General features: G+C 68.2%; 13 protein-coding genes. 3 read left to right on the top strand and 10 right to left on the bottom strand.

Annotated elements, in window-relative coordinates; genetic code table 11:
- Positions 1 to 275 precede the first annotated feature (275 nt).
- From ccoP to ccoN, 4 genes are read right to left on the bottom strand one after another with little or no spacing between them, the layout of a single operon-like run.
- Complete coding sequence (gene ccoP, locus ABD056_RS04735) at positions 276 to 1,142, bottom strand: cytochrome-c oxidase, cbb3-type subunit III (protein WP_343864915.1); 867 nt, start codon at positions 1,140 to 1,142, stop codon at positions 276 to 278.
- The gene (locus ABD056_RS04740; RefSeq protein WP_343864917.1) at positions 1,126 to 1,317 is read right to left on the bottom strand and encodes a cbb3-type cytochrome oxidase subunit 3; all 192 of its coding nucleotides are present in this window, start codon (positions 1,315 to 1,317) and stop codon (positions 1,126 to 1,128) included. The genes ccoP and ABD056_RS04740 overlap by 17 nt, the downstream gene beginning before the upstream one ends.
- Positions 1,318 to 1,329: 12 nt before the next feature.
- A complete protein-coding gene (gene ccoO, locus ABD056_RS04745) occupies positions 1,330 to 2,058 on the bottom strand; it encodes a cytochrome-c oxidase, cbb3-type subunit II (protein ID WP_343864919.1) in 729 nt (242 codons plus the stop codon).
- 13 nt (positions 2,059 to 2,071) lie between these two features.
- Positions 2,072 to 3,547, bottom strand: coding sequence for a cytochrome-c oxidase, cbb3-type subunit I (ccoN, locus tag ABD056_RS04750; RefSeq protein ID WP_343864921.1), 1,476 nt, complete (start codon positions 3,545 to 3,547; stop codon positions 2,072 to 2,074).
- A 318-nt stretch (positions 3,548 to 3,865) separates the two neighbouring features.
- Between ccoN and ABD056_RS04755 the strand changes: the two genes are divergently transcribed.
- A complete protein-coding gene (locus ABD056_RS04755; protein ID WP_343864923.1) occupies positions 3,866 to 5,095 on the top strand; it encodes a class I SAM-dependent rRNA methyltransferase in 1,230 nt (409 codons plus the stop codon).
- Between the two features lie 82 nt (positions 5,096 to 5,177).
- On the opposite strand, the gene ABD056_RS04760 is transcribed toward ABD056_RS04755, so the two are convergent.
- Both ABD056_RS04760 and ABD056_RS04765 read right to left on the bottom strand, forming a co-directional pair.
- Positions 5,178 to 6,008, bottom strand: a complete 831-nt coding sequence (locus tag ABD056_RS04760) for a universal stress protein (protein ID WP_343864925.1) — start codon at positions 6,006 to 6,008, stop codon at positions 5,178 to 5,180.
- A gap of 88 nt (positions 6,009 to 6,096) precedes the next feature.
- A complete protein-coding gene (locus ABD056_RS04765) occupies positions 6,097 to 6,861 on the bottom strand; it encodes a class I SAM-dependent methyltransferase (protein WP_343864927.1) in 765 nt (254 codons plus the stop codon).
- A 197-nt stretch (positions 6,862 to 7,058) separates the two neighbouring features.
- Between ABD056_RS04765 and ABD056_RS04770 the strand changes: the two genes are divergently transcribed.
- Complete coding sequence (locus ABD056_RS04770; RefSeq protein ID WP_343864929.1) at positions 7,059 to 8,057, top strand: adenosine kinase; 999 nt, start codon at positions 7,059 to 7,061, stop codon at positions 8,055 to 8,057.
- Positions 8,058 to 8,097: 40 nt separating this feature from the next.
- Positions 8,098 to 9,918: a translational GTPase TypA gene (gene typA / locus ABD056_RS04775; RefSeq protein ID WP_343864931.1), complete on the top strand. Its 1,821-nt coding sequence runs from the start codon at positions 8,098 to 8,100 to the stop codon at positions 9,916 to 9,918.
- 127 nt (positions 9,919 to 10,045) lie between these two features.
- Here typA and ABD056_RS04780 read toward each other — a convergent pair whose 3' ends face one another.
- The 4 genes from ABD056_RS04780 to ABD056_RS04795 form a co-directional block, all read right to left on the bottom strand.
- Entirely contained in the window at positions 10,046 to 10,540 is a 495-nt protein-coding gene (locus tag ABD056_RS04780; RefSeq protein WP_343864933.1) for a PAS domain-containing protein, read from the bottom strand.
- An 80-nt stretch (positions 10,541 to 10,620) separates the two neighbouring features.
- On the bottom strand, positions 10,621 to 11,166 hold the full coding sequence (locus ABD056_RS04785) for an NUDIX hydrolase (RefSeq protein WP_343864935.1): 546 nt from the start codon (positions 11,164 to 11,166) through the stop codon (positions 10,621 to 10,623).
- Positions 11,167 to 11,348: 182 nt separating this feature from the next.
- Positions 11,349 to 12,392 carry an OmpA family protein gene (locus ABD056_RS04790; protein ID WP_343864937.1) on the bottom strand — a complete coding sequence of 348 codons (1,044 nt, stop codon included), beginning with the start codon at positions 12,390 to 12,392 and terminating at the stop codon, positions 11,349 to 11,351.
- 309 nt (positions 12,393 to 12,701) lie between these two features.
- Positions 12,702 to 13,463, bottom strand: coding sequence for an SDR family NAD(P)-dependent oxidoreductase (locus tag ABD056_RS04795; RefSeq protein ID WP_343864939.1), 762 nt, complete (start codon positions 13,461 to 13,463; stop codon positions 12,702 to 12,704).
- Between the last annotated feature and the right edge of the window lie 59 nt (positions 13,464 to 13,522).

A 13,522-nucleotide genomic window follows, 5' to 3' on the forward strand; every position in this document is an offset into this window, starting at 1 on the left:
CTGTGGCGGGCCCCTGTGCGATCCCATACCGGCGCCGGGGGCCTGCTGCCAATGACATCCATCAATCCGTCGCCCGTCGGCCCGATGGCCGGGTGGAACGGGGCGGAGGATGCGGCACGGCATCGGCCCTGTTGTGCGCTTCTATGCGCAAAACGTCAAGAAGACTGCCGTCCCGCCGGCCGTTCATGAACCGGCCGATAAAACGCAGACGGGTCCGGCTGCCGAAGCCGCCGGACCCGCTGCAGACTCATGCGATGCTCAGCGCATCACAGGGGTCACTCACCGCCGCCCAGCGAGTGGACGTAGATGGTGGCCTGCTTGATGGCGGTGTCGTCGAGGCGACCACCCCAGGCCGGCATGACGCCGTGCTTGGGCTTGTAGATCTGGTCGCGCACGGCCTTCACGTCGCCGGCGTAGAGCCACAGCTGGTTGTTCAGCGCCGGGGCGCCGAGGTCGCGGTTGCCCTCGCCCTCGAAGCCGTGGCACGAGGCGCACTGCTCTTCGAACAGGGCGGCGGCGTCGGTGCCGGTCGGGGCATTGCCCGCCGCCATGGCGACGACGTACTCGGCCAGACCGTCGATCTCCGCCGCTTCCAGGATGCCGTCAGCACCGAAGGCCGGCATCTCGGACAGGCGGGTGTCCGGATCGGACTCCCAGCGGATGCCGTGACGCAGGGTGGTGTAGATGGTGTCGAGGTCGCCGCCCCAGATCCACTCGTCGTCCGCCAGGGTCGGGTACCCGAAGGCACCGGCACCGCCGGACTGGTGGCAGGGGGCGCAGTTTTCCTTGAAGATCACCTGACCGCCGGCCATGGCGTAGTTGCGCAGGTTGGGATCGGCGGCGATCTCATCCAGCGACTTGGCGGCGATGGCGTCCAGCTTGTCCTGGTGCTGCAGGCGGGCCTGCTGCACCTCGGTCGCCAGCTCGGCACGCGAGCTGTAGCCGAGCATGCCACCGGAGAAGCTGTTGGTGAACGGGATCGCCGGATAGGCGACCACGTAGCCGATGGAGAAGATCACGGTGGCCCAGAAGACATAGACCCACCACTTCGGCAGCGGCGTGTTCAGCTCGCGGATGCCGTCCCACTCATGGCCAGTGGTATGCTGGCCCGTAATGGCGTCCTTTTCAGGGGTTCCCGCCATTTTTGTGCTCCTTGTCGTCATCGTCCTCGCGGAAGATCACCGTGCTCGCCTCTTCGAAGTGCCCCTTGTTACGGGGGCGGAAGGCGTAGATGGCGATCCCCGCGAAGAGAATCATCAGCCAAAGGCCCCAGAACTGTCGCAGGAAGTCAGACAGGGATTGCAGATCTTCCAGCATCAGATCATGACCTTACCGGTAGGCGTTGGCGGCAGCGGGGTCGAACTCGGTGAAATCGACCATGGTGCCGAGGACCTGCAGGTAGGCGACGAGGGCGTCCATCTCGGTGATCTTCTCGAGATTGCCGTCCAGGTTGCCGCCACGGGCCTTCGGATACTCCTGGGCAACTTCATCCAGCTCGCCGCGGGCCTGCGCCTCGAGGTGAGCCTTGGCGTTCGCGATCTGCTCGTCCGTGTAGGGCACGCCAACGATGCGCAGCGTGGCCAGGCGGGCGCCGACGTCGTCATACTTCAGCTCGCGCATCAGGTGCGGGTAGCCGGGCATGATGGACTCCGGCACCACCGATCGCGGATCGATCAGGTGACGGGTGTGCCATTCGTTCGAGTACTTGCCGCCCACACGCGCCAGGTCGGGACCGGTACGCTTGGAGCCCCACTGGAACGGATGGTCGTACTTGCTTTCCGCCGCCAGCGAGTAGTGACCGTAGCGTTCCACTTCATCGCGGAACGGACGGATCATCTGGCTGTGACAGTTGTAGCAGCCTTCGCGGACGTAGATGTCGCGGCCCGCCTGCTCCAGCGGAGTGTAGGGCCGCACGCCCTGCACCTTCTCGATCGTGCTTTCGATCGAGAAGAGCGGGACGATTTCCACGATGCCGCCGACGATGACGGTCAAAAAGATGCCCAGCGTCAGCAGGAGGACGTTCTTTTCGACTTTCTCATGGTGCTTGATCAGAGACATAGCGCGTCACCCCTTACTGACGGGCGCCGACGACCGCTTCGGGAGCCTCGTAAGGCTGCTCGGTGCGGACGTCACCCTTGATGGTGCGATACATGTTGTAGGCCATGATCAGGCCGCCAATCACGAACAGCAGACCACCGATGGCACGGATCACGTAGTAGGGGTGCATGGCCTCCACGGTCTCGATGAACGAGTACTGCAGGAAGCCCAGCTCGTCATACGCACGCCACATGAGGCCCTGCATGATGCCGGAGATCCACATGGAGGTGATGTAGAGGACGATGCCGATGGTGGCGATCCAGAAGTGATAGGACACCAGACGCATGCTGTAGAGCTGCTTGCGGTTCCACAGCACCGGGAACAGGTAGTACATCGCGCCGAAGGACACGAAGGCGACCCAGCCCAGAGCACCCGAGTGCACGTGGCCGACGGTCCAGTCGGTGTAGTGCGACAGCGAGTTGACGGCCTTCACCGACATCATCGGGCCTTCGAAGGTCGACATGCCGTAGAACGCCACCGAGGTGACCAGGAAGCGCATCACCGGGTCGGTGCGCAGCTTTTCCCAGGCGCCGGACAGGGTCATGATGCCGTTGATCATGCCGCCCCAGGAGGGCATCCACAGCATGACCGAGAACACCATGCCGAGGGTCTGGGTCCAGTCGGGCAGGGCGGTGTAGTGCAGGTGGTGCGGACCGGCCCAGATGTACAGGAAGATCAGCGCCCAGAAGTGCACGATCGACAGCCGGTACGAATAGACCGGGCGTTCGGCGCGCTTCGGGATGAAGTAGTACATCATGCCCAGGAAGCCGGCAGTCAGGAAGAAGCCGACCGCGTTGTGGCCGTACCACCACTGGGTCATGGCATCCTGCACGCCGGAATACAGCTGGTAGGACTTGGCACCGAAGAAGCTGACCGGAACGGCCAGGTTGTTGCCCAGGTGCAGCATGGCGATGGTGACGATGAACGCCAGCAGGAACCAGTTGGCAACGTAGATGTGCGGCTCGCGACGCTTGATCAGCGTACCGACGAAGGCCGTCAGGTAGGCGACCCAGACGATGGTCAGCCAGAGGTCGACGAACCACTCCGGCTCGGCGTATTCCTTGCCCTGGGTGATGCCGAGCACGTAGCCCAGCGCGGCCATGACGATGAACGCCTGATAGCCCCAGAACACGAAGTTGCCCAGCGCGGCACCGCCGTAAAGGCCGGTGCGCGAGGTGCGCTGAACGATATACAGCGACGAACCGATCAGGATGTTGCCGCCGAAGGCAAAAATCACCGCCGACGTGTGGACCGGGCGCAGACGCCCGAACGTCGTCCACTCCAGATCGAGGTTCAGAGCCGGGAAGGCCAGCTGCCAGGCGATGAAATCGCCGGCCAGGAAGCCCACCACGCCCCAGAACATCGCCGCAATGACGAAGTTGCGGATAACACCCTCGTTATAGGGCGTCGCCGCGGACTGGGCGTTGTACGCCGTGGTCGCTTGGGTCATGACCCCTCCTTGATCGACCAGAACATTCTTCCCCACCGGTACGGAAAGGCCCCTGTGCAAGGTGCGTCGTCTTCCTGCCGCTCGTGGCGGCTCCCCTTCGGAAGCTGGCGTACCCGACCGATCAGCACTGATCCGACCGTTGCCCGTCTGCGCCGGATTTGGGAATACTTCGCGCGCAGACAGACGACCCCTTGCGGGATCGGACTTCCATCTATAGCAAATGCCACAAATTTTCCAGCCAAAAGACGGACCGGCGCCGTAATCTGGCCGTAATCCATAGGTCGCCTTACCCACGGCCATTGCCAGCAGGACAAAGTCATGATCGACACCCCCGCCTCCGCCGCCCCCGCTGCCGACAGCCCGCAGGCGCGGCCGGCCGTCCGCCTGCAGAAAGGCCGCTCCGGCCGGCTGCGGCGCGGCAGCCCGTGGGTGTTCTCCAACGAGGTCGAGATGACCGCCGAGGCCAAGGCCCTGCCCGCCGGCAGCCTGGTCACCCTGGTCGATGCCGGCGACGAAAAGCTGGGCGTCGCCACCTTCAATGCCCACTCGCTGATCGCCGCCCGCGTCATCGACCGCGACTGGCAGACGACCGTCGACAGTCGAGTCGTGCAGCAGCGGCTGCAGGCGGCGCTCGACCTGCGGTCGCGCCTGTTCGACCGGCCGTTCTACCGGCTGGTTCATTCCGAAGGCGACGGCCTGCCCGGCCTCATCATCGACCGCTTCGGCGACGTCCTCGCCCTTCAGGCCAATACCGCCGGCATGGAGCGCCTGACGCCGCTGGTCATCGAGGCCTGCGAGGCGCTGCTGCAGCCGTCCGCCATCGTGCTGCGCAACGACTCCCCGGCCCGCGGACTGGAGGGGCTGGAGACCGCCACCGTGGTCGCCCGCGGCAGCGTCGAGGCGCCGGTGCGGCTGGAGGAAAACGGCGTCGCCTACGTCGCCGACCTCGCCACCGGCCAGAAGACCGGCTGGTTCTACGACCAGCGCCCCAACCGCGCCTTCGTGGCGCAGCTGGCGGCGGGGCGGCGGGTGATCGACGTCTATGCCTATGCCGGCGCCTTCGGCCTGGCCTGCGCCGCCCGCGGCGCCGCCGAGGTGGTGCTGGTGGACCGCGCCGAGCGGGCGCAGGCCCTGGCGATGCAGGCGGCGGAGCTGAACGGCTTCGCCGACCGGGTGCGGCCGGTGCAGGCCGAGGCCTTCGGCGAACTGGCCCGGCTGGCCGCCGCCGGCGAGCGCTTCGGCGTCGTTATCTGCGATCCGCCGGCCTTCGCCAAGTCGCGCAAGGACCAGCCGCAGGCCGCCAAGGGCTACCGCAAGCTCGCCCGCCTGGGGGCGGCGCTGGTGGAACCGGGTGGCGTGCTGCTGTGCGGCTCGTGCAGCCACCACATGCCGCTGGAGATGTTCCAGGAGGAAGTCAGCCGCGGCATCGCCCAGGCCGGCCGCCACGGCCGCCTGCTGCATACCGGCTTCGCCGGGCCTGACCATCCGGTCCACCCGGCGCTGCCGGAAACCGCCTACCTGAAGACGCTGACCTTCCAGCTCGACTGAGCCGGCGGGACGAGGACGAGGACGGAAGCGGGGCGGGACGGGGCGACGGCAGCGGCCGCGCCCCCTCCGTCGCCCGGCCGCCTCAGTGGCTGAGCAGCACCGGCACGGTCATGTGGCGCAGCATTTCCCGCGTCACGCCGCCGCGCAGGATATGCGGGAAGCCGTAGTGGCCATGGGCGCCCATCACCAGCATGCCGGCCGCCTCGTCGGAGACGCGGTTGAGCAGCATGTCGACGATGCCGATCTCCGTCGCCACCGCCGAGCGCAGGTCGCTGGCGATGCCGTGGGCGGCCAGGAAGTGCTGCACGTCCTCGTCCTTGTAGCCCGGCGAATCCGCTTCCGAGTCGCCCTTGCCGCGCACCACCATCACGCTCACCTTGTGCGCCGTCGCCAGCAGCGGCAGGGAATCGGACATGGCGCGGGCGGCCTCGCGGCCGGCGTTCCAGGCCACCATCACGTGGTCGTTCCAGCGCGGGAACTCGCCGGCATAGGGCACCACCAGCACCGGCCGGCCGGCGTTCAGCACCACCTGCTCGGTCATGTCCTCGGGCACGATGCCCTTGCCGGCGTCACGGTCGAACTGGCCGACCACCGCCAGATCGGCGTGGCGGGCGGCGCGCACGAAGTAGTGGATGACGTTGGACGCCGTGATCAGCGGCGACATGGAGAACCGCACCGCCACGCCGGCCGCCTCGGCCTCGGCGCGCACCTGGGCGGTGACCTCCTCGAACGCCGTCTTCAGGCGGTCGCTGGCGCGGTGCAGCGGGTCGATCATCGACACGTGCGGGTCGGTCTGGGCGAAGCAGCCGTGCAGGGTGGCGCCATGCTGGCGGGCGATGCCCAGCGCCATGGCCACCCGCTTGGCGCAGCGCTCGGTGGTGTCGAGATGGACGACGATCGTCTTGTAAGGCATACGAAGATCCTCCCTGATGTATTTTTTGATAGGGAAGAAGCATACGCAAACCGCGAAGGCAGGCAACAGCCCACGTGTTACGGGGGCATTACCGCCACGCCAGGACGGTGAAGTCGTGCGGCGTGTAATGGGTCAGCAGCTCGACGCGGGCGCCCAGGCCGTCGGCGGCGAAGGCGGCCCATTCCTCGGCATCGGCATAGAACAGCGAGCCGTCGTCGGGCCGCCCCTTGCGGCCGCGGCGGTCGAGCATGTTGAAGCCGAGGCCGCGCCGGCTCTGCCCCCACAGCTGGCGCAGCACGCCGCGGCAATGCTCCCGCCAGGCCTCCGGCGACTGGTCGAGCTTGAGGCCGAAGGTGCCGGAGGCGAAGGAATAGTCCGCCTCCTCCGTCGCCTCGCCGGACAGGTAGAAGCTGGCTCGGGGATCGGGGAAGCGGCGCTGCGCCGCCTCGATCAGCCGGGGGGAGAGGTCGTAGCCGACATAGGACGCGTCCGCCGCCAGCCAGCGGTTGCGCCGCAGCCAGCCGAACAGGGCACCGTAGCCGCAGCCGAGGTCGTTGATGCGCACCGCCCCCTGCGGCGCCCGGAACAGGCCGCCGCGCCGCACCTCCGGCCCGAACAGCCGCGCCAGCTGGCGGAACCGCAGGCGCTGGCCGCGGCCGTTGCTCCACAGCACCGCCCGCGGGCGGGCGCCGTGCAGGCCGAAGGTCCAGTCGTAGGTGGCGGCGATGCGCAGGTCGAGGGCGCGCCGGTCCTCCGGCACGTCGGGATAGACCACCCGCCCAACCTCCGCCGCGAAGGCGGAGCCGGCCTGGCTGTCGTCGTCGGTTTCGTCGTCACCAGGGGTGCGGGTCATGCCGCCACCGTGCCAGCGGCAGCGACGCCGTGCAAGCAGCGCGGCATCCTTGGCAGCGTCACCTATCCTGAGTATGACGACGGAGCGACGAATGCGCGCCCGCCTTGTGCCGCTCTTGTGCGCCTTAGGACAGGCGTTATACTGCGCGCCACGACTCCGGATCTAATCAACACGGACAAGACAGGGGACTTTCAGGTATGGCCGACACCCGCTTCGATGTCGTTGGCATCGGGAACGCCATTGTCGACGTGCTGGCGAACGCCGAGGATGCCTTCCTCGCGACCCACGGCATGCCCAAGGGCGGGATGGTCCTGATCGACGGCGCCAAGGCGGAGGGCATCTATGCCGCCATGGGTCCGGCCATTGAAAGCAGCGGCGGCTCGGCGGCCAACACGGTGGCCGGCATCGCCTCGCTGGGCGGCCGCCCGGCGTTCATCGGCAAGGTCGCCGAAGACACCCTGGGCCGCGTCTTCCGGCACGACATTTCCGCCATCGGCGTGCATTACGACACCCCGGTGCTGGCCGCCGCCGAGGGCGTGCCCACCGCCCGCTGCCTTATTCTCGTCACCCCCGATGCGCAGCGGACGATGAATACCTATCTTGGCGCCTGCACCCGGCTGGCGCCCGCCGATATCGACGAGGACCTGATCGCCAGCGCCGAGGTGACCTATGTGGAGGGTTACCAGTGGGACGCGCCGCTGGCCAAGGACGCCATCGTCCGCGCCTGCCTCGCCGCCCAGGAAGCCGGCCGCAAGGTCGCCCTGTCGCTGTCGGATTCCTTCTGTGTCGACCGTCATCGCGAGGAATTTCTTGAACTGACGGAAGGACTGGTGGATATCCTGTTCGCCAACGAGGCGGAGATCATGTCGCTCTACCGGACCGACAGCTTCGACGCCGCCGCCCGTCAGGTGCGGGAGCATGTCGAAATCGCCTGTCTGACACGCAGCGCCAAGGGCAGCGTGATCGTAAACGGTCAGGACAGCTTCGTGGTGGACGCGCATCCGCCGGCACGCCTTGTCGATACGACGGGCGCCGGTGACCTCTATGCTTCGGGGTTCCTTTTCGGGTATACCCGCGGCAAGTCGCTGGCCGAGAGCGGCCATCTGGCCAGCCGATGCGCGGCCGAGATCATCAGCCACATGGGCGCCCGGCCGGACGTCCCCTTGAAGACGCTGCTGGCAACGGAACTGGCGTAGGGCCCTTCCGTCGGTCGGCGCGGACGCAGATTGGAAAGTCATGAACCTCCGCAATATCGCGATCATCGCCCACGTCGACCACGGCAAGACCACCCTCGTCGACGCCCTGCTGAAGCAGAGCGGCACCTTCCGCGAGAACCAGAAGGTGGCCGAACGCGCCATGGACTCCAACGACCTGGAGCGTGAGCGCGGCATCACCATTCTCGCCAAGTGCACCTCCGTCGACTGGCAGGGCACCCGCATCAACATCGTCGACACGCCGGGCCACGCCGACTTCGGCGGCGAGGTGGAGCGCATCCTGTCGATGGTGGACGGCGTCGTGCTGCTGTGCGACTCGGCCGAAGGCCCGCTGCCGCAGACCAAGTTCGTGCTGTCGAAGGCGCTGAAGCTGGGCCTGCGCCCCATCGTCGTCATCAACAAGGTCGACCGCCAGGACGCCCGCCCGCACGAGGTGCATGACGAGGTGTTCGACCTGTTCAGCACCCTCGACGCCAACGACGAGCAGCTGGACTTCCCGACCCTGTTCGCCGTCGGCCGTGACGGCTGGGCCGTACGCGACCTGGAGAACGACACGCCGAAGGACCTGACGCCGCTGTTCGAGCTGATCGTCAACCACGTCCCGGCGCCCAAGCGCGATCTCGACGCGCCGTTCTCCATGCTGGCGACGACGCTCGAGTCGGACAACTTCCTCGGCCGCATCCTCACCGGCCGCATCGCCACCGGCCGCATCAAGGTCAACCAGCCGATCAAGGCGCTCGGCCGCGACGGCAAGCTGCTGGAACAGGGCCGCGCCTCCAAGATCCTGGCCTTCCGCGGCCTGCAGCGGGTGCCGGTGGAGGAAGCCGAGGCCGGCGACATCATCGCCATCGCCGGCCTGACCAAGGCCACCGTCGCCGACACCCTGTGCGTGCCGGAAGTGAACGAAGCGCTGCCGTCGCACCCGATCGACCCGCCGACGCTGGCCATGACCTTCTCGGTCAACGACAGCCCGCTGGCCGGCCAGGACGGCGACAAGGTGACCAGCCGCGTCATCGGCGCCCGCCTGATGGCCGAAGCGGAAGGCAACGTGGCCATCCGCGTCAGCGAAACCGAAGCCAAGGACGCCTTCGAGGTCGCCGGCCGCGGCGAACTGCAGCTCGGCGTGCTGATCGAGACCATGCGCCGCGAAGGCTTCGAGCTGTCCATCTCGCGCCCGCGCGTGCTGTTCAAGGAAGAGAACGGCCAGCGCATGGAGCCGATCGAAGAGGTCGTCATCGACGTCGACGAAGAGTTCTCGGGCACCGTCGTCGAGAAGATGGCCCTGCGCAAGGCCGAGATGACCGAGATGCGGCCGTCCGGCGGCGGCAAGATCCGCATCGTCTTCCACGCCCCGTCGCGCGGCCTCATCGGCTACCACGGCGAGTTCCTGACCGACACCCGCGGCACCGGCATCATGAACCGCCTGTTCCACGGCTACGCCCCCTACAAGGGCCCGATCGAAGGCCGCCGCAACGGTGTGCTGATCGCCACCGACGCCGGTGACGCCGTGGCCTATGCGCTGTTCAACCTGCTCGACCGCGGCCCGCAGTTCATCACGCCGGGCACCAAGGTCTACGGCGGCATGATCGTCGGCGAGCACACCAAGACCGGCGACCTGGAACTGAACGTCCAGAAGGCCAAGAAGCTGTCCAACGTCCGCGCCGCCGGCAAGGACGACGCCATCCTGCTGCCGCCGCCGCGCCGGATGACGCTGGAAGACGCCCTGGCCTACATCCAGGACGACGAACTGGTGGAAGTCACCCCGTCGGCGATCCGCCTGCGCAAGAAGTTCCTCGACCCGAACGAGCGCAAGCGGGCCTCCAAGCAGGGCAGCGCCGCCTGATCCCAGGCCGCACGCCACGACACGGACGTGGGCCGCTCCCCCTGGGGGCGGCCCGTGTTGCTGAACAGCCCTCACCGGCCCTACGCGCCCGAGCAGGCGGCCTTCCACATGGCGGCCTTCGCCGGCCTCAGCTGAAGGTGGGGATGCGCTTCACCGTCACCGGCGGCGTTTCCACCCGGGCGGCGACGATGAGGATGTGGCTCACCGGCTCGCCCTCCGCCGGGGCCGCCGGCAGGACCAGCCGCTGCCAGACCTGCTCGGTGCCGTCGAACTGGGCCTTGTAGCTGCGCCACACCGGGCTGCGCCGCTCCAGCGCCGTCCCGAACTCGTATTCGATCAGCTGGCGCTGGCCGGCGGGCAGGATGTGCTCGGGGATGGCGTCGAGCGCCAGGCCGGTCAGGTCGGTGTGGAAGGCCGCCCGCAGGGCCGGGCCGTACCAGCGGTACCAGTAGGTGCCGTCGCGCCGTTCGATGATCACCGCATTGGCCCGCCAGCGCGCCAGATCGACGCGCAGCATGTCGGCCGCCAGCGGCAGCCCGCGGTCCCAGCCGAGAGCCTGCCACAGCGCGTAAAGTTCCCGCAGCGGCGGGACCATCGAGTCGATGACGCTCTGCTTCAGCATGGCTCCGGTCTACGACGTTCGGTCTATCCCGCCAAGCCGTGCAAAGGTGTAGCGCGACCGGGACAAAGGGCGCCGGGCGGTCACTCCGGTGCCCGCGGACGCTCCGGCGCCGGCTCGGGCGCGAAGTCGCGGCGGCCGTGCTGGCGGCGGTGGGCCTCCAGCGCCCAGGCGACGGAGGGGAAGGCGAGGTCGTGCCATGGGATCTCGTCCCACGCCAGCAGCGCCACCTCCAGGCTTTCCGGCCCCGGCCCGTGGTCGGCGTCCAGCATCTCGGCGCGATAGATGAGGTGCACCTGGCTGATGTGGGTGAGGCTGTAGAGGCCGAGCAGCGGCCCAACCGTCACCCGCGCCCGCGCTTCCTCCCACACCTCGCGGGCGGCGCCGGCTTCGGTGGTCTCGTTCAGTTCCATGAAGCCGGCCGGGATGGTCCAGAACCCCTTGCGCGGCTCGATGGCGCGGCGGGCGAGCAGGTAACGGTCGCCCCAGGTGGCGACGGCGCCGACGATGATCTTGGGGTTCTCGTAGGCGATGAAGCCGCAGTCCTCGCAGATCAGGCGGGGGCGTTCGTCGCCATCGGGCACACGCTCCACCACCGGGCCGCGCGGGCCTGCCGTTCCGTCGCTCATGGGGGATATCCGCTCGCTGCCGGTCATGGCCTCCAATGTGCGCGCCGCCACCGCCGAGAGCAAGGGCGGCAACCGGCTCACCGAGGGCGCAGGGGGCGGCGGCGGCGCCAAAGGAAAACGGCGCCGGATTGCTCCGGCGCCGTTTCCTGCTCTGAGTGCACCGCGGAGGTGCGCCCGCGTCCTTACTGGATGCGGATCATGACGCGACGGTTCTGCGGCTCGCGCACGCCGTCGGCGGTCGGGACCAGCGGCTGCGACTCACCTTCGGCGGCGATCGACATCAGGTTACGCGGCACGCCCTGGCTTTCCAGGTAGGTGGCGACGGCCTCGGCGCGGCGCATGGACAGACGCATGTTGTAGTCGTCCGGACCCGAGCGGTCGGCGTGGCCGGTGACGTTGATCACGGTCGGGGTGGCGTTGCGGGCCGAGGAGGCGGCCTGGTTCAGCACCGACTGGGCTTCCGGGGTGAGGTTCGAGCGGTCGAACTCGAAGAACACCAGATAGTCGCGGGCGGCCGGGCGCTGGGCGACCGGTTCAGCCTGCGGCGCCGGGGCCGGAGCGGCGGCCGGGGCCGGCGGCGGAGCCGGCGGGGCGCCGAAGGTGTAGCGCACGCCAACCATGATGGTGTGGTTTTCGTACTCGGTGTCGTAGGAACCGACGCCGTTGTTCAGCGACAGGTCCGGCGCCTGGAAGTAGCGGTAGTCCAGGGTCAGGTCGACGTTGTCGGTGATGCCGTAGGCGGCACCGGCAATGCCCTGCCACGCCCACGAGGTGTCGCCGTCATCGGTGAAGCCGCCGGTGGCGTTGCGGATGTTTTCCGCTTCCACGCGGGCGAAGCCGAGGCCGGCGCCCAGGTACGGCTTCAGGCCGATGCCGAAGTCGAATTCGTACAGCACGTTGGCCATGCCGGCCAGGGCGTTGATGGAGCCGCTGCCGCCGACGCCCGGGGTCACGCGATCCACGTCGTTGTCGCGGTAGCTGAATTCCAGCTCGGTGCGCAGGCCGTTGCCCCAGGCGTAACCGCCGGCGATCATGGCGGCCCAGCCGTCCTCGAAGCGCACGGTGGCATCGCCGGCGCCGCCGGTGCCGTCAAGGTCGGAGTTCTCGGGGATGACGTAGCCGCCGCCGAGGGAGATGTACGGGCCCTGGTTCTGAGCCAGGGCGGGCGCGCCGGCAGCGACCGCAAGGGCGATGACGCTGGCAGCGAGGGCGAGGGAGCGCTTCATGACGCGGACCTTCCTTCTTTCAATCCTGAACCGTGTCGTGGCTGCCACAGGGGAAAGCGGCATGGGCCACGTAGGGCGCGATGTTCTGGCGCTAGGGTGTGCCCCAACCGGCGCAGAAATCAAGTTCTGGAACGGGTTGGAGCGGGTTCCGCTGCCACCGTCGCAGCGTTTTCCCCACACCTGTTGCGCAGCAGCAACAGCTCTGTGGCGAGAATACGCCAAACGGGCTCAACCATTACCCCATAAGGCGAAGGGGCGCCCGCTGCGGGCGCCCCTTGCCAGGATTTTTGCCGGCCGTGGCGGCGCGACTCAGCGCGGCTCCAGCCGGATGGCGCCGTCCAGGCGGATGACGGTGCCGTTCAGCATGCGGTTGCCGCAGATGGAGAGCACCAGGTCGGCGTATTCCGAGGCCTTGCCCAGGCGCTTCGGGAACAGGGTCTTGGCCAGCAGGCTGTCGAGCACGTCCGGCGGCAGGCCCTCGAACATCGGCGTCTCGAAGATGCCCGGCGCGATGCACATGACGCGCACGCCCTTGGGCGCGAATTCGCGCGCCGCCGGCAGGGTCAGCGAGGCGACGCCGCCCTTGGAGGCGGCATAGGCGGCCTGGCCGAACTGGCCCTCGAAGGCGGCGACCGAGGTGGTGTTGACGATGACGCCGCGCTCGCCTTCCTCCAGCGGGTCGAGGCCCACCATGTCGGCGGCGGCCTGCGACATGACGTTGAAGGTGCCGATCAGGTTGATCTGGATGACGCGGGAGAAGGCGCCCAGGTCCATGGCCCCTTCCTTGCCGACGATGCGGGCGCCGTGGACGACGCCGGCGCAGTTGACGGCGATGCGGGCCGGGCCGTGCGCCTCGCGCCCCTTGGCGATGGCGGCCTTCACCGAGGCGGCGTCGGTGACGTCGCAGACGGCGGCCAGGCCGCCGATCTCGCGCGCCGCGGCGGTCAGCTTGTCCTCGTTGAGGTCGAGCAGCGTGACCTTGGCGCCGGCGGCGGCCAGCGCCGCGGCGGTGGCCCGGCCGAGGCCGGAAGCGGCGCCGGTGACGATGGCGGCCTGCCCTTGGACGTTCATGTATTCCTCCCGGTATTTTTTGCACAGAAGATGAGGATGGTTTGCATACCAGATTCGCC

Source organism: Caenispirillum bisanense (assembly GCF_039523075.1).
GTDB lineage: Bacteria > Pseudomonadota > Alphaproteobacteria > Rhodospirillales > Rhodospirillaceae > Caenispirillum > Caenispirillum bisanense.